General features: G+C 63.8%; 19 protein-coding genes (1 of these 19 cut by a window edge). 11 read left to right on the top strand and 8 right to left on the bottom strand.

The genetic code is table 11. The features are described from left to right. The 4 genes from HUK73_RS21170 to HUK73_RS21185 all read right to left on the bottom strand — a co-directional run. Positions 1-305: the 5' portion of a J domain-containing protein gene (locus HUK73_RS21170; protein WP_176593804.1), read on the bottom strand. 256 nt of this gene lie to the left of the window's left edge; 305 of the gene's 561 nt are visible here — the first part of the coding sequence; the start codon lies at positions 303-305; its stop codon lies off the left edge, out of view. Positions 306-443: 138 nt separating this feature from the next. Continuing rightward, complete coding sequence (locus tag HUK73_RS21175; RefSeq protein ID WP_369805625.1) at positions 444-2,723, bottom strand: TonB-dependent receptor; 2,280 nt, start codon at positions 2,721-2,723, stop codon at positions 444-446. Positions 2,724-2,855: 132 nt separating this feature from the next. Continuing rightward, on the bottom strand, positions 2,856-4,247 hold the full coding sequence (locus HUK73_RS21180) for a porin (protein WP_176593806.1): 1,392 nt from the start codon (positions 4,245-4,247) through the stop codon (positions 2,856-2,858). A gap of 113 nt (positions 4,248-4,360) precedes the next feature. After that, the gene (locus HUK73_RS21185; protein WP_176593807.1) at positions 4,361-5,317 is read right to left on the bottom strand and encodes a PQQ-dependent catabolism-associated beta-propeller protein; all 957 of its coding nucleotides are present in this window, start codon (positions 5,315-5,317) and stop codon (positions 4,361-4,363) included. Between the two features lie 145 nt (positions 5,318-5,462). Here HUK73_RS21185 and pedF point away from each other — a divergent pair, with 145 nt between their 5' ends. The 11 genes from pedF to HUK73_RS21240 all read left to right on the top strand — a co-directional run bounded on the left by pedF (position 5,463) and on the right by HUK73_RS21240 (position 16,307). After that, a complete protein-coding gene (pedF, locus tag HUK73_RS21190; protein ID WP_176593808.1) occupies positions 5,463-5,888 on the top strand; it encodes a cytochrome c-550 PedF in 426 nt (141 codons plus the stop codon). Position 5,889: 1 nt separating this feature from the next. Next, on the top strand, positions 5,890-6,744 hold the full coding sequence (locus HUK73_RS21195) for an ABC transporter substrate-binding protein (protein WP_176593809.1): 855 nt from the start codon (positions 5,890-5,892) through the stop codon (positions 6,742-6,744). A 94-nt stretch (positions 6,745-6,838) separates the two neighbouring features. Continuing rightward, positions 6,839-8,581 (top strand): methanol/ethanol family PQQ-dependent dehydrogenase, encoded by a 1,743-nt coding sequence (locus HUK73_RS21200; RefSeq protein WP_176593810.1) that lies wholly within the window; start codon positions 6,839-6,841, stop codon positions 8,579-8,581. A 5-nt stretch (positions 8,582-8,586) separates the two neighbouring features. After that, positions 8,587-9,363 (top strand): response regulator transcription factor, encoded by a 777-nt coding sequence (locus HUK73_RS21205; RefSeq protein ID WP_176593811.1) that lies wholly within the window; start codon positions 8,587-8,589, stop codon positions 9,361-9,363. 104 nt (positions 9,364-9,467) lie between these two features. Then, positions 9,468-10,580 carry an S-(hydroxymethyl)glutathione dehydrogenase/class III alcohol dehydrogenase gene (locus tag HUK73_RS21210; RefSeq protein ID WP_176593812.1) on the top strand — a complete coding sequence of 371 codons (1,113 nt, stop codon included), beginning with the start codon at positions 9,468-9,470 and terminating at the stop codon, positions 10,578-10,580. Positions 10,581-10,616: 36 nt separating this feature from the next. Next, positions 10,617-10,997, top strand: coding sequence for a VOC family protein (locus tag HUK73_RS21215; protein WP_176593813.1), 381 nt, complete (start codon positions 10,617-10,619; stop codon positions 10,995-10,997). After that, the gene (gene fghA, locus HUK73_RS21220) at positions 10,997-11,848 is read left to right on the top strand and encodes an S-formylglutathione hydrolase (RefSeq protein ID WP_176594745.1); all 852 of its coding nucleotides are present in this window, start codon (positions 10,997-10,999) and stop codon (positions 11,846-11,848) included. The genes HUK73_RS21215 and fghA overlap by 1 nt, the downstream gene beginning before the upstream one ends. Before the next feature lie 382 nt (positions 11,849-12,230). Then, positions 12,231-12,695 carry an aminoacyl-tRNA deacylase gene (locus HUK73_RS21225; RefSeq protein WP_176593814.1) on the top strand — a complete coding sequence of 155 codons (465 nt, stop codon included), beginning with the start codon at positions 12,231-12,233 and terminating at the stop codon, positions 12,693-12,695. Positions 12,696-12,974: 279 nt separating this feature from the next. Further along, positions 12,975-15,188: a catalase/peroxidase HPI gene (gene katG / locus HUK73_RS21230; protein WP_176593815.1), complete on the top strand. Its 2,214-nt coding sequence runs from the start codon at positions 12,975-12,977 to the stop codon at positions 15,186-15,188. Positions 15,189-15,318: 130 nt separating this feature from the next. Beyond that, positions 15,319-15,477, top strand: coding sequence for a hypothetical protein (locus HUK73_RS21235; protein ID WP_176593816.1), 159 nt, complete (start codon positions 15,319-15,321; stop codon positions 15,475-15,477). Between the two features lie 176 nt (positions 15,478-15,653). Beyond that, positions 15,654-16,307, top strand: a complete 654-nt coding sequence (locus HUK73_RS21240; protein ID WP_176593817.1) for a glutathione S-transferase family protein — start codon at positions 15,654-15,656, stop codon at positions 16,305-16,307. An 11-nt stretch (positions 16,308-16,318) separates the two neighbouring features. Here the strand turns inward: HUK73_RS21240 and HUK73_RS21245 are convergent, their stop codons facing one another. From HUK73_RS21245 to adh, 4 genes are all read right to left on the bottom strand, one after another. After that, entirely contained in the window at positions 16,319-18,508 is a 2,190-nt protein-coding gene (locus HUK73_RS21245) for a NahK/ErcS family hybrid sensor histidine kinase/response regulator (RefSeq protein WP_176593818.1), read from the bottom strand. Next, positions 18,505-19,647: an FIST N-terminal domain-containing protein gene (locus HUK73_RS21250; protein ID WP_176593819.1), complete on the bottom strand. Its 1,143-nt coding sequence runs from the start codon at positions 19,645-19,647 to the stop codon at positions 18,505-18,507. The genes HUK73_RS21245 and HUK73_RS21250 overlap by 4 nt, the downstream gene beginning before the upstream one ends. 38 nt (positions 19,648-19,685) lie before the next feature. Next, positions 19,686-20,078 carry a DUF779 domain-containing protein gene (locus HUK73_RS21255; RefSeq protein WP_176593820.1) on the bottom strand — a complete coding sequence of 131 codons (393 nt, stop codon included), beginning with the start codon at positions 20,076-20,078 and terminating at the stop codon, positions 19,686-19,688. Between the two features lie 119 nt (positions 20,079-20,197). Further along, positions 20,198-21,718 (bottom strand): aldehyde dehydrogenase, encoded by a 1,521-nt coding sequence (gene adh, locus HUK73_RS21260; RefSeq protein ID WP_176594746.1) that lies wholly within the window; start codon positions 21,716-21,718, stop codon positions 20,198-20,200. Between the last annotated feature and the right edge of the window lie 225 nt (positions 21,719-21,943).

The raw sequence follows: 21,943 nt of genomic DNA on the forward strand, positions 1-21,943 counted from the left end.
ATTTTCGAGTGCGCATCCGCATCGTCATAGGCGGTTTTTTCGCCATCCAATTCGTCATTCGCGGAAAATCTGAACCCCGTTTTCTCGGTGTAGAGAAGGTCATATTCAGCGCGCTTGTCCGGACGCCTGAGCGCTTTATACGCGACGATCACTTCATTGAATTTCGTAACGTTGGCCGTTTCGGCATGGTCGGGGTGGTACATCTTCGCAAGAAGGCGATAGGCTGCTTCCAGCGCGCGCGCGTCGCAGTTAGGGCTGACCTGCAAAATACTGTAATAATCTACAAATGGTTGGCCGTCATTCATAGCAAAGCCCCCCGATCCCCTGCCGACCTTCTCTATGCCGGTCAAAATGGATTACAGCAACGGGTCTGAATCCCATCCGTATCATCGGTGCACAGACTTGAAGACCCATTAACGTCCGCCAAATCCTGCAACCCGAAATCAGAACCGCGCCCGCACCCCCGCATACCAGCGGCGCGGCGCGCCCGGTCCATAGGCGCGGGGATCGGTTGCGCCGGGCGCCTCCGTCATCGCCCCCTGCCCAACATCGGCGAAAGTCCCAAAGGTCGCATATTTCCGGTCGAACGCATTGCGCAGCTCCCCGAACAGAGTCACCCCCGGCAGAACATCGATCCCGGCGCGCAGATTGACCAATACATAGCCCTTCAGTCGCGGCTCATCATTGCCCTCATCCCCGGTCAGATATTGCCCTGTCCGCGCGACCACATCGCCGCCGGCCGACCAGCCCCGTCCCCCATAATCCAGCGACAGCGTCGCGCTGTGGCGCGGAATGCCGGGAAGTCGGTTGCCCGACCGAACAAAGATCACCCCATCCGCATCCGCCGCCGGATTGGCAGGACTCGAAAGCGCCAGATCATGGCGGTAGGTCGCATCGGTGAAGGTATAGCTGAAGCCCCCCTCAAAACCGCCCCGCTTCGCCTTCAGGCTGAACTCCATGCCCTGCCGCCGGGTCGCACCGATATTGCGGAACCAGGCCCGCCCGCGAATGGCCGACGCCACAAATTGAATGTCGTCGATGTTGCGCGTCCGCCAGGCCGACAACAGCCAGTCGACCGCGAACCCGCCGATCCGCCCGTGCCCACCCGCACCCGCCTCCCAGCTTTTCGCCACCACCTGCCGGAGTGGCGGATCAGCGATGAAGAAATTGGCGAGGCTGCACGGCGCATTCTGATCGGCGCAGGATAATTCTGCCGGCGTCGGCGCCCGGTTGCTCTCCGCATAACCCGCACGCAGGTTCAGCCCTTCGGACAGCGCATAATCCAGTTCCACCCCCGGATTCAGCCTCTCGAAGCGATGCCGCCCATTGAGCGCCGTCCCGATCAGGTCGCGCATGTCTATCGTGGCCCGGTTGTAACGCAGCCCGATCTCGGCGGAGAGCCTGCTCGTCAGCGGCAGCCGGTCCTGCGCGAACAGCCCCCAATAATCCGCATGCGCCACCAGCCCGACCGGCCCCATCCCGCCATCGCTCTGCACGATCATCGGTCCCAGCCCCTCTATGCGGCGATCCCCGGTCACTTCGCCCAGTTCGACCGATGTACCGAACCGCGTGCGGCTGCTGTCAAAACTCATCCCGATGGCGAGGTGATTTTCCCCGCCCAAAAAGACCCGCCGGTCGATGATCTGCATCAGCGCGCCCATGGCGCGGCTGTTCGTCCGCCCCCGGTTGAGCACGCCATAGCCCTCCCCGCCCAGGCTGTCGGCTATGGCGCGACCGTTTAAATCCGTCAGCAGGGTTTCCCCTTCGCCATTGACGGTTTCCAGACAGAGCAGTCCATCCTCGCACCCCTCGATATCGGCGGCGTCGCCATTCACCGAATGCAGCTTCAACTGCTGGGCATAGAGCGTGCCCTCGATCCGCGTCCGCTCGCTCAGCGCAACCCAGGGATGCAGGCTCACTCGACCATAGCGCGCCTTTGCATTATCCGGCCATGTGAAGACCGCGCGCCGATCCGCCGCCAGCAACTCCACCGGCGCAACGCCATTGCCGGTGAGGTCGGTATCCGCGCCGATCCACTTCAGATGCAGCCCGCCCGTTACGGTGTCGAAGCCCAGATCAAGATAGCCATTGTACAGCGTCGAAGGCGAATGGGCGCGCCAGCCATGTTCATGCCGATACTGGAAGGCGCCGAATGCGCTGAAATCGCCCTGCAGGACGCCACCCGCCACGCTCGCCTCCCACGCGCCGAAGCGGCCGCCGGTCAGGCTCGCCTCCAGCCCCGGATCGCTCAGCCCGGTCTTGGTATCGACGACCATCGCCCCGCCCAGCGCGTTAAGGCCATAGACCGCGCTGCTGTCGAACAGGGTGAAGCTGCGGATCGCGGCGTCGGGCAACAGGTCGAAGGCGACGGTATCGCCAAAGGGCTGGTTGAACCGCGCCCCGTCGAGATAAACCGCCAGCCCCTGCGCCTGCCCCTGAAGCGGCGACGCGGTGAAGCCGCGATAGACGAGGTTGGGCTGCCACGGATTGCCCTGCGCATCCTGCAGGCTGACGCCCGCAATATCCCGCGTCAGCGCGCCGAGCAGGTCGGGGCGTCCCGTCCGGCCAATGTCGGCGCCGGTCAGCCGGATTGCATCGTCCACATCGACGGCGCCGCCGGGGGCCGTGACGATGATCGACTGCCGCTCGCCCGGTTCCTCCGCCCATGCGAAGCCCGTCCCCAGAACCAACGCCGTACCCGCCATCCAAGCCGCCTTGCGCAGCACCATTACGCCCTCTCCCATTTTTCTTTTGTGGCAGGGCTATGGCGGAAGTCCACCCCATGCCATTGGACCAAGGGTCGGCGGGCTGCACCCCTGAGAGGATGCAGCCCCTTCGCGACAATGGCCCTCAGATCAGAAGAACAGGATCGCGCCCGCCGCAATGGCGTCGGAACTGGCCTGATTGCCGTTATGCGCTTCCGATTTCGTGTGGCCATATTCGCTGAGCAGCGTGACCCAGCTCGTCAGGCCATAGCGGACCTGCCCGACCCAGCTCGAATTCCTGTCCACCAGCGTCGGATTGGCCAGGGCATCGGCGGCATTGGCATAGTCGAGATTGCTCTCGCCATAACTCCCCCCGACCGAAAATTTGCCGAAGGTCGCCAGCCCCTGAAGATAGAAACCGTGACTGTCGCGCTTGTTACCCAGACCATCGGTGTCGAACAGGTTGAGCGCGGTCGTGCCCAGACCCGATGCGTCATAATAAGTGCCGACCAAAGTGAGCGGCCCAACCGTCACCTTCGCGCCCGCATCCCAGCCCCAGCCGGTATAGTCCGGCCCGACAATCACATTATGCTTCTGGCGGATGCCCGCCCACCACAGCCGCGTGCCGACGCCGCCCAGTTCGCCGTCATAGACCAGCTTCGCCTGGAAGCCGGGCTCCTTGTTGGACTCTGCTGGCCCGGTCAGCGAGGACAGCGGCTCGAAAATGCCGATGCTGGCGGTAAAGCCGCTCAGATTGGGCGTGGTATAGGTGATCTGCGGCTGGAAGTCGGTGTAGATATAGCCGACCCCGATCCGCCCCAGCGTCGTGTTGGACGGGGCGACATTGCCCGCCGGCGTGCCCGGCGACAGCAGGGTGATATCGTTCAGGATCTGCTCGGAGGCGAACAGGCCGATATCGCGGCCGATCTTCACTTCACCAAAACCGGGCCGGCCGAATGTCAGATAGGTCTGACGGAAATCGATGCCCGCCGTCTGGAGCCCACGCGGGTTGCCGGGGCTGTTGGCGCCACCGCCCGCCGCATAGTTGACCGAGTTGATGCCCGGATACATGCCAAAATGCGCACCGACATCCCAGCCGCCCTGTCTGGTGGTCACTTCGACCTTCAGGAAACCGGGCAGCAGGCCGTTGCGGATGGCCGAACTGTCGCCACCCACTGTCGCCACGCCGCCAACGACGCTGTTGGTGGCACTGGGCGCCTCGCCATTGTCATGGACGTAGAAGCCGTTGACGGAACCGGAGAATTTGAGCGTGATGTCGCCCATTTCAAAACCGACGCCGCCATCGGTCATGCGAACGGTCCGGCCGCCGCCCGACGCATCAGGAGTGACGGCGGGGGCAGCCGGAGCCGCCGCCGCTTCCGTCGCGTCACCCTTCAGCAGCTGTTGATATTCCTCGTCGGAGAGAATTCCCTTTTCATGCAGCCGCTTCAACAGTTCGGCCGTGGTTCCGGCCATGGCTGGCGTGGCAGTCGCGCAAAGCAGCCCCATGGCCGCGCTCGCGAGGAGCAGCGTCCTTTTCATATCCATCCTCCCTCTTATGTGCCGGTCAAAGCCCTCGGCGGAGGGGAGAGTGGAATGGGCGAAACGCTTCCGAAATTGAACTTAGGGCTTCCTCCCTTCGGCCCATCCTATCGTCAGGGAACCACGACAATTCCCCAGGGCGCAGCGCCAACCGGCACCGTCCCTGTGACCGTCGCCTTGGCCAGATCGATCACGCTCACATCGTCCGAAAGTCCATTGGCGGCATAGGCTTTCGCCCCATCCGCACTCACCGCGACATGCCACACCCGTTTCCCGACGGGCACGAAGGCGCGCACCTTGCGCGTTGCCACATCGACCAGCGCGACATGATCCGCCCGCCCCAACGCGATCACCGCCGTCCTGCCATCGGGCGTGAAGCGGATACCGCAGGGCAATATGCGATGCTCCGCCACGCGCGGAATCGCGAAGTGCAAAGTCTCCACCAGCTTGTGCGTCGCGCCGTCGATGATCTGCACCGTGCCGCCCACCTCCGCCGCGACCCAGAGCTGCTTGCCATCGGCCGTGAACTCGACATGGCGGGGGCGCAGATCGACCGGCGTCGCCTCGACCATCTGCTGTTTCGCCACGTCGATCCAGTTGACGACATTCCCCTCCTCGGAGGTGACGGCGACCCATTGGCCGTCCGGGCTTTGCGCCACCCCCTCCGGCTCGCCGCCGACGCCGACCTGGAAGGCGACACTCTTCGTCGCAAGATCAATGGCGGTCAGCGCAGCATTATCCTCATTGGCGACGAACAACGTCTTCCCGTCGCGCGAGAGGAAGAATTGCTCCGGGTCCTCGCCGGAGGGCAGTTCCGCCACGACCTTCCCCGTCGCGCGCTCGATCACCTGCACCGCATGGTCGGTCGAGGCGCAGAGATAGATATATTTGCCGTCCTTCGACACGGTGATGCCGCGCGGCCGTCCGCCCACGGGCCAGGTCGCCACCACCTTCGCGCTCGCCGCGTCAATGACCGAGATGCTGTTGCCCCGCTCATTGGAGACATAGAGCGTCTCCGCCTGCGCGCTCATCGGAACCAGCATCAGCCCCGCCAGGATCATGTGTTTCATCGCCCGGTCATCCTCTCCGCCTTCCTCTCATCCTTGAAGGGTCTACCCGGCAGGCGCAGCCATCGGGATTGTACCAACGGCCAATAGGGGCGCGGGTCCCGCTCGCTTACACTCGACACCAATCATATCGGGTGAGGATCGACACATGAATCTGGGACGCATTTCGCTGCTGGGCGCGATCGCCATATTGGCCGCGACCACAGCAACCGGCCTGATGGCGCACGGCAATGTCACGCCGCAGGCCGTCGACACCTCCGCCTTGCCGGATATCGGCACGGAATGGCTTCAGAAAAACCCCTATAGCGGCAATGCCAAGGCCATAGAAATCGGCCAGTCGGCTTACGGCCAGAACTGCGCCCGCTGCCACGGTCTGGACGCGGAAAGCGGCGGCATCGCGCCCGACCTGCGCTATCTGGAACTGGGCGAATCCGGCGACCAGTGGTTCGTCGAACGCTTCCGCCACGGCTCCAGCCATGACGGGAAGGTCTATATGCCGCCCTTTGGCGACGTGCTGGGCCAGAAGGCCGGTTGGGCAATCCGCGCCTGGCTCGAAACCAAGCATGAAGGCTAAGATGATCAGCCGACGAAGCCTTCTGGGTGGAGGCGCCGCGCTTGCGCTGGGCCTGCTGCCGGGGATGAGCCATGCTGCGCCTCTGGGCAAGGTCAAGGACCTCGGCGTGCTGCGGGTGGTGGTCTATAAGGACAACCGCCCCTGGTCCTGGGAGGAAGGCGGCAGGCTCACCGGCCTCGACGTCGATCTCGCCCATGCGATTGCGAACAGGCTGGGCGTCCGCGCCGATGTGGCTGAACTGGTCGCGGACGAGAGCGTGGACGATGATCTGCGCCATGGCGTGTGGAAGGGCGGGTTGCTGGGCTTTGCGCCGGGCGATCTGATGCTGCACATCCCCTTCGACCGCAGCTTTGCCGCGCGCAACGATCAGGTGGCGATCATCGCACCCTATTACCGCGAGAGCTTCCGTTTTGCGGGCAGGCAAAATGCCGTCGATCTGGAGGCGCCCCCGACCGGATGGCGCGGGCATCGTCTGGCAGCCGAGCTGGACAGCATCCCCGATTTCTACCTGATCGGCTCTTTCGGCGGGATATTGGCGAAGGACGTGACACATTATCCCAGCGGGTCCGATGCGGTCGCAGCGGTCGCTTCGGGCAAGGCCGATGCCGTCCTCGCCAGCCGGGCGCAGATTGAGGAAGTCCTGCACCGGGGCGCGCCGAAGCTGACCGTGCGCAAGGGACCCCTGCCCGCCTTTACCTCTCCGGGATGGGATATCGGCATGGCGGTCAGGGAAAACAGCCGCACGCTGGGCGATGCGGTGGAGGAGATCGTCTCCACCATGGCCGCGAGCGGAGAGATGAAGGCCCTGTTCGCGCCCTATGGCGTCGAATGGACGCCCGCGCTGGCGGCGGGCTGATACCGACCCAAGGTCCAATTGCTGCGCAATATGGCTGCAATAATCTGATGATGTCGCGGGCGTCACGATCGCCCGTCAACAGAGGGAGGATGGAATGAAAGGACCTGTGATGCGCGCGCTGTCCGGCGCCGCGATCCTGACGCTGGCGATCGCCGCCGCGCCACTGCTGGCCGAGGGGCCGACCGACGCGGACCTGATGAACGACGCCGCCTCGACCGGCGATGTTCTGACCTATGGCATGGGTCCGCAGGCCCAGCGTTTCAGCCCACTCAAGGCCATCAACGCCGCCAATGTGGCGAAACTCGTCCCCGCATTCGCCTCCTCGCTGGGCGGCGAAAAGCAGCGCGGACAGGAATCGCAGCCCATTGTCTATGACGGCACCATCTACGTCACTGGCAGCTATTCGCGCGTCTTCGCCTTCGACGCGCGCACCGGCGAACAGAAATGGAAATATGAAGCCCGCCTGCCCGACGCCATCATGCCCTGCTGCGACGTGGTGAACCGGGGCGCGGCGATCTATGGCGACAAGATCATCTTCGCGACGCTGGACGCGCATATGGTGGCGCTCAACCGCCACACCGGGAAAGTCGTCTGGAACAAGCAGATCGCCGATTATCAGGCAGGCTATTCCGCCACCGCCGCGCCGATGGTGGTGAAGGGCAAGGTGATCTACGGCAACTCCGGCGGCGAATTCGGCATCACCGGCGCGGTAGAGGCCCGCGACGTCAACACCGGCGAGCTGATCTGGCGCCGCCCGACGATCGAGGGGAATATGGGCACCCTCAACGGCAAGGATAACGGCATCACCGGCAAGACCAACGCGACCTGGACCGGCGACCTGTGGAAGACCGGCGGCGGCGCGACCTGGCTGGGCGGCACCTATGACCCGGAAACGAACCTGCTCTTCTTCGGCACCGGCAACCCTGCACCGTGGAACAGCCATTTGCGGCCCGGTGACAATCTCTACACCAGTTCGACGCTGGCGATCGATCCCGATACCGGCGTCATCAAATGGCATTTCCAGACCACACCGCATGACGGCTGGGACTTTGACGGCGTCAATGAATTCATCCCCTTCGACGCCACGATCAACGGCAAGGCGATGAAGCTGGGCGCCAAGGCCGACCGCAACGGCTATTTCTTCGTCCTCGACCGCACCAACGGCAAGTTCATCAGCGCCAACAAATTCGTCATGCAGACAACATGGGCCAACGGCTTCAACAAAATTGGCCGCCCCAATTATATCGAGGCAGGCCGCCCGGGCGCGCCAACCACGGAAAAGGGCAAGCCGGTCTTCGCCTCGCCCAGCTTCCTGGGCGGCAAGAACTGGATGCCCATGGCCTATAGTCAGGACACCGGCCTCTTCTACGTGCCCAGCAACGACTGGGGCATGGACATCTGGAACGAACCCATCGCCTACAAGAAGGGGGCGGCCTATCTGGGCGCGGGCTTCACCATCAAACCCATTGCCGAGGATCATATCGGCGCGCTGCGCGCCATGGACCCCAAGACCGGCAAGATCGTCTGGGAATATAAGAACAAGGCACCACTCTGGGGCGGGGTGCTGACGACCGGCGGCAATCTGGTCTTCACCGGCACGCCGGAGGGGTATCTGAAGGCCTTCGACGCCAAGACCGGACAGGAACTGTGGAAATTCCAGACCGGCTCCGGCGTGGTCGGCAGCCCCGTGACCTGGGAACAGGATGGCGAACAATATGTCGCCGTCATGTCCGGCTGGGGCGGCGCGGTGCCGCTCTGGGGCGGCGAGGTCGCGAAAAGCTTCAAGGATATCAATCAGGGCGGCTCGCTCTGGGTGTTCAAGCTGCCGAAAGGATAAGCAAGATGATCGTCATGGGACGCGGCAATCATGTGTCACAGCCCCCGGCCTTTCCGCCCGGCGCGATGCGGCTTGCCTCGTCCCGTGACTTGTCCGATGATCCGGGTCGAGGGGTGGGTCACTATATGGGCGATGAGCCGATCATGGAGCGGGTTCTGATCGTCGACGATCACCCGCTGGTGCGCGACGGGCTGCGCAGCGTGATCGCGATCAGTTTCGACAATTGCGAAATCTTCGAGGCGGCGAGTCTGGACGAAGCCGTCGCCACACTGGAGAAGCAGGATAATTTCGACCTGATCCTGCTGGACCTCAATATCCCCGATGTCCGCCGCCTTGAGGGCCTGAAACTGCTGCGGGACCGTTTCCCGATCCTGCCCGTGGTGATGGTTTCAGGCGCCTTCGACCGCGCGATCGTACAGGAAGCGCTGGCTGCGGGCGCTGCGGGCTTCATCCCCAAGTCGCTAAAGCGCAGCGCCATTGTCGACGCGCTGCATCGCGTCGTGCTGGGTGAAATCTACCTGCCCGAAACCATGGGCGAATCGGTCGCGCCGACCGCCGAGGAGGATGAGATCGCCCGCCGCATCGACAGCCTGACGCCGCAGCAGAAGACGGTGCTGGCGCATCTGGTGCGCGGCCGCCTCAACAAACAGATCGCCCATGACCTTGGCGTGTCGATGACCACGATCAAGGCACATGTGTCCGCGATCCTCCAGAAACTGGGCGTGCTGAGCCGCACGCAGGCAGTGATCAAGGCCAATCAGGTCAATTTCCGCGCAGATTGATTATCCCTACACTGAGATAATCTATTGCTGATTTGCCCGCTTATCGCGCCATCGGCATATTGCTAGGGAGGGAGCTGACACCCCTTCCAAAGCAGGAGCCGTCCATGAAGACCCGCGCCGCCGTCGCATTCGAAGCGAAAAAGCCCCTCGAAATCGTTGAGGTCGATCTGGAAGGCCCCAAGGCGGGCGAGGTGCTGATCGAGATCATGGCGACCGGCATCTGCCATACCGACGCCTATACGCTGGACGGCTTCGACAGCGAGGGCATTTTCCCCTCGATCCTGGGCCATGAAGGCGCGGGCATCGTGCGCGAAGTCGGCGCGGGCGTCACCTCGGTCAAGCCGGGCGACCATGTGATCCCGCTCTACACCCCCGAATGCCGCCAGTGCAAAAGCTGCCTTTCGGGCAAGACCAACCTGTGCACCGCGATCCGCGCGACGCAGGGCAAGGGGCTGATGCCCGACGGCACGACGCGCTTCAGCTACAAGGGCCAGCCGATCTTCCACTATATGGGCTGCTCGACCTTCTCCAACTTCACCGTGCTGCCGGAAATCGCCGTGGCGAAGATCCGCGAGGACGCGCCATTCCAGTCTAGTTGCTATGTCGGCTGCGGCGTCACCACTGGCGTCGGCGCGGTCGTCAACACGGCCAAGGTGCAGGCGGGCGAGAATGTCGTCGTCTTCGGCCTGGGCGGCATCGGCCTCAACGTCATCCAGGGCGCGAAGATGGTCGGCGCCGACAAGATTATCGGCATCGACATCAACCCGGATCGGGAGGAATGGGGCCGCAAGTTCGGCATGACCCATTTCATCAACAGCAAGGGCCTGTCGCGCGATGAAACCGTCGCGAAGATTCTGGAAGTGACCGATGGCGGCGCAGATTACAGCTTCGACGCGACCGGCAATACCGAAGTGATGCGCACGGCGCTGGAATGCTGCCATCGCGGCTGGGGCGAAAGCATCATCATCGGCGTGGCGGAAGCGGGCAAGGAAATCAGCACCCGCCCGTTCCAGCTTGTCACCGGCCGCGTGTGGAAGGGCACGGCCTTTGGCGGCGCGAAGGGCCGGACTGACGTGCCCAAAATCATCGACTGGTACATGAACGGCAAGATCCAGATTGACCCGATGATCACCCATGTGCTGACACTGGAGGAGATCAACAAGGGCTTCGACCTGATGCATGCGGGCGAAAGCATCCGCAGCGTCGTGTTGTTCTAACTCTTTGTGATCGCACAGACGGGAGAAGGAATTTTCATGTTCAGTCATATCATGGTCGGCGCGAACGATATCGCCGCCGCCAAGGCATTTTACGACGCGCTGTTCGCGGCGGTCGGCGGCAAGCCGGCGATCACCGACGACATGGGCCGCCTGATCTACATGCATGACGGCGCGCTCTTCATGGTGACGAAGCCGATCGACGGCGAACCCGCCTGCCACGCCAACGGCGGCACGATCGGTTTCACCATGGCGTCCCCCGAACAGGCCGACGCCTGGCATGCGGCGGGCGTCGCCGCGGGCGGCAAGACCTGCGAAGACGCGCCGGGCGTCCGCGAGGCCAGCTTCGGCAAGCTCTACCTCGCCTATCTGCGCGATCCGGCAGGCAACAAGCTGTGCGGCCTGCACCGGATGGCATGATGCAGACGGTTTCGACCAACCGGGCGTTCGGCGGCACGCAGGGCGTCTACAAACATGCGTCGACCGCGACGGGGACGGAGATGACCTTCTCCGTCTTCGTGCCGGATCATGCGGAGGGCGCGACGCTGCCTGTGATCTGGTATCTGTCCGGCCTCACCTGCAGCCACGCCAATGTCACGGAAAAGGGCGAATATCGCCGCCTTTGCGCGGAGCTGGGGCTGATCTTCGTCGCGCCCGACACATCGCCGCGCGGCCCGGACCTTCAGGGCGGTGCCGTGGCCGACGATGCTGACGGCGCCTATGATTTCGGGCTGGGCGCGGGCTTCTATGTCGATGCGACGGAAGCGCCTTTTGCACCCCATTACCGCATGTGGTCCTATGTGACGGAGGAGCTGCCCGCGCTGGTCGCGGCGCATTTTCCTGCCGACATGGATCGCCAGTCGATCATGGGCCACAGCATGGGCGGCCATGGCGCACTGACCATCGGGCTCAGGCATGCGGAGCGGTTCAGGGCGGTGTCCGCCTTCGCCCCGATCGTCGCGCCGGTTCAGGTCCCCTGGGGCCAGAAGGCGCTTTCAGGCTATCTGGGCGACGACGGATCGGCATGGCGCAGGCATGACGCTGTGGCGCTGATTGAGGATGGCGCCCGCGTCCCCGACCTGCTGGTGGATCAGGGCGGGGCCGACCCGTTCCTTGAACAGCAGCTTCGACCGGAATTGCTGGACGCCGCCTGCAAGGCCGCGGGCCAGGAGCTGATGCTGCGGATTCAGCCGGGCTATGACCACAGCTATTATTTCATCTCCACCTTCATGGAGGATCATCTGCGCTGGCATGCCAAGCGGCTGGGGTGAAGAGGTGGCACCCCGGTCCATGCGCTGATCCCTTGATCTGCTGGGTCCGGCTGTAACCGCCAGGGCGAGCAATGGGCGGGGCAGCCGGACCCAAAAATCATGCCATGCGCATGGCATGATGCTGTCGTCTCCCCGCGCAACGGCAACGGCGTGATTATAGCCGATTCTCGCTTCCTTCGCATCTGCGATTCAGAGGGACCTTCGTCCGAAGGAAGCTGCCCGAAGGGACCGGACCTCCCCCTTCCGCATTGGTTATCGGGTTCGAATCTGCTATCTTTTGTGCATTGGCACTGGCCAGAACCGCCGCTCGCCCGCGTGCCCCGGCACCCCGCCTGTCGTCCGGCCGCCCGTGCCCCAAAGCGGCTGAGCGATGGAGGATGTCATGGCGATTTCCCCGAAATTACGCAGCTATATGGATCGCTGCGGTACAAGATTCGACGAGGTGATGCATGCACCCGCCGCCGAAATGGCGCGGGTGGCGCAGGCCGCCCATATTCCGGGGCGGCAGGTGGCAAAGGCGGTGCTGGTCCAGGCGGGCGACCAATATATGCTGGCCGTGCTGCCTTCGTCCAAGCATGTCAGCTTCAACTTCCTGCAACAATGGCTGGCGCGCGACGTGTCGCTGGCGGAGGAACACACGACCGCCGCGCTCTTCCCCGATTGCGAGCTGGGCGCGATTCCACCGGTCGGCGCGGCCTATGGCCTCAAGACCATCATCGACGACGACATGATGAGCGACGACGATGTCTGGTTCGAGGGCGGCGACCACAACACGCTGATCCACATGAACGCCGCCAATTGGCGCCGCCTGCAAAAGGGCGCGGGCCATTTCGCCTTCGCGATCTAGAGCGCGCTGCGTTAAATCCGACGCGGATCGCGCGCTCTACTTCTTTGTTGTCGCATCGTTTTTGCACAAAACCGGTTCCCACTTTTGCGCACGATGCTCTAGGGTTAGCGACTGAAAATCCTCCCAACTCCCGATGGGGAGGGTTTTCAGCTTCGTCCCTCCCCGCTTTCATGCAATAAATTCCACACAGTCATCGGAAAAATAACATGAACCGGACTGTTCACGCATCGCCGGGCATCGCTTAAAATCGTCGTTGGAGAAGCCGAAAGGAAATAAGCAATGGACGCAAAGACTAGTGATCCGCAGGGTTGTCCGATGAAGGAACCAGCGGCGCTCCGCTCCCTGCTGGGGCGGACGAACCGCGACTGGTGGCCCAATCAGCTTTCGCTTGATATTCTTCAGCAGAACGGCCTGTCCGGCAATCCGCTGGGCGACGATTTCGACTATGCGACGGCGTTCAAGTCGATCGACTATGACGCGCTCAAGAAAGACCTGACCGCGCTGATGACCGACAGCCAGCCCTGGTGGCCGGCGGACTATGGGCATTACGGCCCCTTCTTCATCCGCATGGCCTGGCATTCGGCGGGCACCTATCGCACCGGCGATGGACGCGGCGGCGCGTCCTTCGGCACGCAGCGCTTCGCCCCACTCAACAGCTGGCCGGACAACGCCAATCTGGACAAGGCGCGCCGGCTGCTCTGGCCGGTCAAGCAGAAATATGGGGCGAAGCTCAGCTGGGCGGACCTGATGATCCTGGCTGGCAATGTCGCCATCGAATCCATGGGCGGGCCGGTGTTCGGCTTTGGCGGTGGCCGCGCCGACGTGTTCGAACCGGAAAAGGATGTTTACTGGGGCACGGAGGAGCTTTGGGTCAATCAACCCGGCAACCAGACCCGCATCCAGCCCGACAAGGGCATGGAACTGGAACGCCCGCTGGCGGCGATCCAGATGGGTCTGATCTACGTCAATCCGGAAGGTCCCGGCGGCAATCCCGATCCGCTGCAATCGGCGCGCGACATTCGCGAAACCTTCCTGCGCATGGGCATGAATGACGAGGAAACCGTCGCGCTGACCGCCGGCGGCCACACCTTCGGCAAGGCGCATGGCGCGGGCGACGCGTCCAAGGTCGGACGGGAGCCGGAGGGTGCGGAGATCGCGCTGCAGGGTCTGGGCTGGCAAAGCAGCTTCCAGAGCGGCGTGGGCGATGACACCATCACCAGCGGCATCGAAGGCGCGTGGACGCCGACGCCCCGGACCTGGGACCACAGCTTCTTCCACATGCTGCTCGATTATGAATATGAGCTGGTGAAGAGCCCGGCGGGCGCCCAGCAATGGCAGCCCGTGGACCAGAAGCCGCAGGATATGGCACCCGCCGCGCACAGCCCCGACAAGCGCGTGCCGACGATGATGACCACTGCCGACATGGCGTTCAAGATGGACCCGGAATATCGGAAGATCTCCGAGCGCTTCCGCAATGATCCGGCCGCGTTCGAGGATGCCTTCGCCCGCGCCTGGTTCAAGCTGTGCCATCGCGACATGGGGCCCAAGGCCCGCTATCTCGGCCCCGAAGTCCCGGCCGAGGACCTGATCTGGCAGGACCCGATCCCGGCGGTCGACCATCCTCTGGTGGATGCGGCGGACATCGCTTCGCTCAAGCAGAAGCTGTTGGCTTCTGGCCTCAGCGTTGCGGATCTGGTGCAGACGGCCTGGGCCTCGGCCTCGACCTATCGCGGGTCGGACCATCGCGGCGGCGCCAATGGCGGGCGCATCCGCCTGGCCCCGCAAAAGGACTGGGACGTGAACCAGCCCGATCAGCTTTCCCGCGTGCTGGGCGCGCTGGAGAAGATCAAGGCCGAGTTTGATGGCGCCGGGGCGAAGAAGATCTCGCTGGCCGACCTCATCGTGCTGGCCGGATCGGCGGCGATCGAAAAGGCGGCGAAGGATGGCGGGCGCAGCATCGAGGTGCCCTTCACCCCCGGCCGCACCGACGCCTCGCAGGAGCAGACCGACCTCCAGAATTTCGAGGTGATGGAGCCCAAGGTCGATGGTTTCCGCAACTATGCGCCGGTGCCCTATAATGTCCCGACCGAGGAACTGCTGATCGACCGCGCCCAGCTGCTGGGGCTGAGCGCGCCGGAAATGACGGTTCTGGTGGGCGGCCTGCGCGTGCTGGGCGCCAATCATGGCGGGTCGAAACATGGCGTCTTCACCGACAGGCCGGGGGCGCTGAGCAACGACTGGTTCGTCAACCTGCTCGACATGGGCACGGCGTGGAAGGAAACCGGCAAGGACGAGTTCACCGGATCGGACCGCGGGACTGACCAGCCCAAATGGACCGGCACGCGCGTCGACCTGGTGTTCGGGTCCAACTCGCAACTGCGGGCCCTGTCGGAAGTCTATGCCGCCGCCGACGCGGGCGACAAGTTCGTGAAGGACTTCGTCGCGGCCTGGACCAAGGTGATGAACGCCGACCGTTTCGACCTGACGGCCTGAAGCGGCGCGACAATGAATGGGGCCGCTCCTTTGGGGGGCGGCCCTTATCTTTGGGCCTACGACCTTCCGGCCAGTTGAGCTGCGGCTGTGTTCATGCGAATATTGCCCGATTGTCTTGCGGAGATTCGCCATGCATGATCATCTGAAGGATGCGGCGGAGGCGGCTTCCCTTTCGGACGAACAGCTCCGCGCGATCAGCAGCAAAATGCGCGACCCTGCCAACCCGACCGATTTCGAACAGGCCGTGCTGGACGAGATGGAACGGCGCCATTTGCAGCCCAGGTCCTGAGCAACCAACCTCTTGTCCCGGCGTTGAACCGCTGCCCGATGCGGGCCGCCACGATTTAGAGCGGTTTTCGATCTGATGGGATCAGATCAACCGCTCTATTTTATTGTTTTACCGCGATTTCTTAACCAGCAATCGATTTCGATTGCTTGGAAATCGCTCTAACCGGGATTCTTGCCATGACCCCCACCATCACCGCTTTTGAACAATCCCCGGATCGCGGTCAGGGACTGGCGCGCGACATGCGTGTGCGCTGGGCGCTGGAGGAAGTCGGCCAGCCTTATGATGTGCGCCTCCTCTCGTTCGAGGCGATGAAGGAACCCGCCCATCTTGCGCGGCATCCCTTCGGGCAGATTCCGACCTATGAGGAGGGCGACCTGATCCTGTTCGAGTCAGGCGCGATCCTGCTCCATATCGCGCAGCGGCATCCGGGCCTGTTGCCGGACGATGCCGATGCGCGGGCGCGCGCCATCGGATGGATGTTCGCCGCGCTGAACACGATGGAACCACCGATCTTCGAACGCACGATGGCGATCGTCGTCGAGAGCGACAGGGCATGGCACGCGGAGCGCCTGCCGATGCTGGAGGATCGCATCCATGTCCGGCTGAACCAGCTTTCCGTCCGGCTGGGCGACGCCGACTGGCTCGACGGGGCGTTCAGCGCGGGCGACCTGCTGATGGTGACGGTGCTGCGCCGGCTTGGCAGCTCGACCTTGCTGGATGCCTATCCCAATCTGTCCGCCTATGTCGCCCGGGGCGAGGCACGACCCGCCTATCGGCGTGCCTTCGACGCGCAACGGGCAGTCTTCATGGCCACGTCGGCCAGCAGATAGGAAGCGCCTTCCTACTTCAACATGGTGCGCAGCAACGCGCGCAGTTGCGCGGGCTTCACCGGCTTGTTCAGCAACGGAATTCCCCGCACGTCCAGCTTGGCCTTCAAGGCCTCCCCCCGGTCGGCGGAGATCATGACGGACGGCACCGCCCGCCCGAAATGGCGGTGCAGCCGGTCGATCACCTCATCGCCCGTTTCCCCATCATTCAGATGATAATCGACCAGGATGACGTCCGGCGCCTGTCCTTCCGCGAAGGCCGCCACCGCCTCGCCAAAGCCGCCCGCCGCCGTCACCGCGCAGCCCCAGCCGCCCAGCAGCGTGCTCATGCCGGTCTGGATCGCCCGCTCATTATCGACCACCAGCACGGTGAGGCCGCGCATCGACCGGTCGCTGCGGGGGGCCCCGGCCCCCTCCCCTTCCTCCACCACCGCCTCGCCCGGCGGCACGGTAATGGAAAAGGTCGCGCCCTGCCCCGGCACCGATTCCAGCGTCACCTCATGGCGCAGCATGTCACTCGCCCGCCGCACGATGGCGAGGCCGAGCCCCTTGCCTGCCGTGCGGCTGTCGAGGCGGCGGAACTCCTCGAAGATCAGTTGCTGCTTGTCGGGCGCTATGCCGGGGCCGCTGTCGGTGACGCTGAGGCGAATAGCCTCACGCCCCGGCGCGCAGGTCACGCGCACCGATCCGCGCTGGGTATAGCGCAAGGCGTTGGACAGGAAATTTTGCAGGATGCGGCGCAGCAGGCGAATATCGGAGCGGACCCAGACCGGCTCTGCGTCCACAGTCAGGACCAGCCCGGCGGAGCGCGCCATCGGGGCAAATTCCGTGCGCAGCGTATCCAGCAGCCGGTCAACCCGGAAATCCCCGATCTCCGGCTGGATCGCCCCCGCGTCGAGCCGGCTGATCTCCAACAACGCCTCCAGCAGATCCTCGACCGAATCCAGCGCGGTCGAGGTCTGGTTGACCAGCGCCCGGGTCGGCAGCGCCAGCCGCCGGTCGCCCAGCGCCGCGACGAACAGCCGCGCCGCGTTCAGCGGTTGCAGCAGGTCGTGGCTCGCCGCCGCGAGGAAGCTGGTCTTGGACAGGTTCGCCTTTTCCGCCGCCGTTTTCGCGTCGAGCAACTGCGCCTCGATCTCGCGCCGTTCCGCGACCTCCGCCTCCAGTTCGCTGGTGCGCTCGGCCACGCGCCGTTCCAGCGTCTCCGCCGTCTCGCGCAACGCCGCCTGGGCGCGCAGCATGTCGGTAACGTCGGTAAAGCCGATCACCTGACCGCCGCGCGTCATGGCATTGCTGCGGATTTCGAAACGTCGCCCACCCGCCTGCACCAGCCTTCCGTGATCCGCGCCCCAGTCAAGGCAGCCGCCATCGTCCATCCCCAGCCGCTCGCGGCACCAGCCGACCAGCGCCCGATGCGTGCCCCATTCCTGCGCCCAGTCCTCCGGCAGTTCGAGCAGCCGTTGCAGCGCTTCGTTCCACGCCGCCACCCGTCCCTCCGCGTCGAACAGGCAGACCCCTTCGGAAAGAGTGTCCAGCGTCGCCTGCAACACGATATTGCGTTCGGCCAGTTCCCGCGCCCGGTCACGGGCATCTTCCGCCTTTACCTCCGTGATGTCGGTGTAGATGCCGACAATGCCGCCCTCGCTGGTGCGCAGTTCGTTGATCTGTACCCAGCGCCCATCGGCGAGCGCCTGAACATGTCCTCCTTCGGCCACGCTGTGACGGGCAAGGCGATCCGACACCCAGCGGTCCTGCCCGACCGGGCGATGATGTGCCGCCGCCAGCTTGGCGATCTCATCGAAGCTCATGCCCTCATGGATATGGTCCGCGATTTCCGGCCAGAAGCCGAGATAGGCCTCATTGAACAGGACCAGCCGGTCCTCCGCGTCGAACAGGACGAAGCCTTCGTTGATCGAATCGATCGCGTCGCGCAACCGCATCTGCGCCGCATCCGCCAGGGCATGGGCCGCCGCCATCTCCGCATTGGCATCCGCCAGCTTCGCCAGCGCATCTTCCAGCTGCATGGTCCGTTCGCGCACCATGGCTTCCAGCGAGATCGCCGTCTCGAACATCGAAAAGGCGTTGCCCGCCATATCGCTCGACCGTTCGACCCGGTCGATCAGGGCCGCGTTGATCTTCCTGAGCTTGCGGTTTTCCTCCCGCAGCCGCCCGAGTTCGGCGGAAGAGAGTTCGGTGCCGCTCATCTTCCGATGGCAAGACCGCTGAAGGTCTGGTTCACATGCAGCGCATGATATTGCTCGCCATAGGTGTTGAAGCCGATCACCCGATGGCGGCCATATAGCTCCGACACGGCCCGGCCGATCTGCCGCTGCTCGGCGTCGATCCGGTTCAGCACGCAATCGAAGGCGATGATCCGGTCCACCAGCCCGACCTCCTCCGCAATATCCGCAAACAGCGCCTCCATGCGCGCAATCGGGTCCACCGGCTCGCCCACGGTCATCACGATCCCCTCATCGATGGCGCAGTAGAAGGTCAGGCTGCCATCGGCATTCGCACTCTGGATCGAGCGCACATGATAATCCCCACCCGCGCGCACCATCAGCGGATGGGCGGCATAGAAGGCCACGCCCAGCGCCTCGCCGGCATGGCCCGCCAGGCGCAGATATTCCTGCGCGGCGGGTTCCGCATTGATCTCTGTCACGATGCGGTCCTGCGGAATGGCGCCGGTGACGACCATCTTCGCCGCGCTCGGCCGGTAATGCTGCGCCTTGAACACATGGAGCGGGCGCGGCGTCGACAGGATCGCAACCACGGCAGCATGGGCATGGAAGCGGCCACCATCGAAGATCGCTGTTTCGCGAAAGGCCATGCCGTCGCCCGACGATCCGCCGATCAGCGCGATGTCGCCCAGCCCATCCTGAATGGTCATGGTCAGCAACTCCTCCCGGTGCGAGAGGCCATCGACCAGAAACAGCGCGACATGATTGACCCTCTCCCCCAGATGGCGGCTGTCGCGATCGGCCTGGGCGGCGAGACTGCGGACGGCCTGACGGGCCGCGGCGGGGTCGAAATTCTCGATATCGTCGAAGCAGAGCGAGGTCATGTGGAAGGCGGAGGCGGGAAAGCCGATGACGCTCAGACTATCCTCATCATAGCCATTTTCGGTGAGTTCGCCCGAACTGGTGCAGCCGATCGCGACGACGCCTTCCGTCCTGCGGTTGACGGCCCGCGCCAGCGCTTCCCGATCGAAGCGATGCGAGCAGAAGAGCAGCATCCCGGCAAGCGGTTCGTCACCCAACTGGTCGGCTATGTCCGCCATTGCCCTGGCCGGATCGCCCGCATGGCTCGACGCAAAAGCGATCTGCGATGCCAGCACCGTCATGTTCCTCTCCCCGCAATTTTCCTCTTCTTATCGGTCTTCTATCCCCCACGCAAAGGCTCGCCCGCCGCCTCCAGCGCGGCATTCTCCCCATCGGTAAAGACGCGGGAGCGCACGATGAAGCGCATCCCCTCCGGACTTTCCAGCGACATGCCCGCACCGCGCCCCGGCACGACATCGATGGTGATCTGTGTATGCCGCCAATATTCGAATTGCGCTGCGCCGATCCAAACCGGCACATCGCCCGCTATGTGACCGAGCAGCACATCCTGCCCGCCAGTCCTGAACACCCCTCGAGGGAAACACATGGGCGCGGAGCCATCGCAACAACCGCCCGACTGGTGGAACATCAGTGGACCGTGGCGCGCGGTGAGACTGGCGATCAGCGCTTGCGCCTCCGGCGTGGCGAGGATGCGGGGTGGAATGTCAGCCATGGGTCAGCTTTCCCCGGGGAAACAGAAAAAAAGGCGGGCACCTCTTAGGGGGAAGTGCCCGCCGATCAGCCGAAGGCGTCAAAGAGGAGAGGCTGCCTCCGGCATTGCGACCCGCCGCCTCAGAAGAAACCCAGAGCTTTCGTCGAATAGCTGACGAGCAGATTCTTGGTCTGCTGATAATGGTCCAGCATCATCTTGTGGGTTTCGCGGCCGATGCCCGACTGCTTGTAGCCGCCAAAGGCTGCGTGGGCCGGATAGGCATGGTAGCAGTTCGTCCAGATGCGCCCGGCCTGAATGGCGCGGCCCATGCGATAGGCGGTGTTGCCGTTGCGGCTCCACACGCCCGCGCCCAGACCGTAAAGCGTGTCATTGGCGATGCTGAGCGCGTCCGCCTCATCCTTGAAGGTCGTGACCGACAGCACCGGGCCGAAGATTTCCTCCTGGAAGATGCGCATCCTGTTATGCCCTTCCAGCACGGTCGGCATGACATAGTAACCATCCGCCAGTTCGCCGCCGAGATTTGCGCGGCTGCCGCCGGTCAGAACCCTGGCGCCCTCGCCCTTGCCGATGTCGATGTAGCTGAGAATCTTTTCCAGCTGGTCGTTCGACGCCTGCGCACCGATCATCGTCGCGGGGTCCAGCGGACTGCCCTGCACGATCTTCTGCACGCGGGCGACGGCGCGCTCGATGAACTTCTCATAGATGCTCTCCTGCACCAGCGCGCGGCTCGGGCAGGTGCAGACCTCGCCCTGATTGAGCGCGAACATCGCAAAGCCTTCCAGGCATTTGTCGAAATAATCGTCGTCCGCGTCCATCACATCGGCAAAGAAGATGTTGGGCGACTTGCCGCCCAGTTCCAGCGTCACCGGGATCAGATTCTCGCTCGCATATTGCATGATGAGGCGGCCGGTGGTCGTTTCCCCGGTAAAGGCGATCTTGCTGATGCGCCTGTTGGTGGCGAGCGGCTTGCCCGCCTCCACACCAAAGCCGTTGACGACGTTCAGCACGCCCTCGGGAATCAGATCGCCGACAAGGTCCATCAGCACCATGATCGACATGGGCGTCTGCTCGGCGGGCTTCAGCACCACGCAATTGCCCGCCGCCAACGCGGGGGCGAGCTTCCACGCCGCCATCAGGATCGGAAAGTTCCACGGAATGATCTGGCCGACGACGCCCAGCGGCTCATGGAAATGATAGGCCACGGTATCATGGTCGATCTCGGCAATGGAGCCTTCCTGCGCCCGCACGCAGGCCGCGAAATAGCGGAAATGGTCGATGGCGAGCGGAATGTCGGCAGCGGTCGTCTCGCGGATCGGCTTGCCGTTATCGATCGTCTCCGCCATGGCGAGCAGGTCGAGATTATCCTCCATCCGCTGCGCGATGCGGTTGAGGATATTGGCGCGTTCGGTCGCGGAACGCTGGCCCCAGCTCTCCTTCACCTTGTGCGCGGCGTCGAGCGCCAGTTCGATATCCTCGGCGGTCGAGCGCGCAACCTTGCACACCGGCTGCCCTGTCACCGGCGAGATATTGTCGAAATACGCCCCTCTGACCGGCGCCACCCACTGGCCGCCGATGAAATTGTCATATGTGTCGCGGATCAGCGTCTTGCCCGCGAACCGCGCCATTGCCTGCTGTAACATCATCCTCTCCCGGACTCGTCTGAAGTTGGGGACAGGATGAACTTCCGGGGGGAATAGACAATTAGACCTTGGGTCGGGCCGCCCCGCCTGTCAGGCGTCGGACCACAACGGTGAAGCTGAGGTCCACACCCCATCATTTTCACGCGCTCATGATTCAAATTGTCCGCAATCCCGACCGGCGAATGTCGATTTCCTGCCATTTGGAAATTTGAAGGATTTATGGCA

It is taken from the genome of Sphingobium sp. EM0848 (assembly GCF_013375555.1).
Taxonomy (GTDB): Bacteria; Pseudomonadota; Alphaproteobacteria; order Sphingomonadales; family Sphingomonadaceae; genus Sphingobium.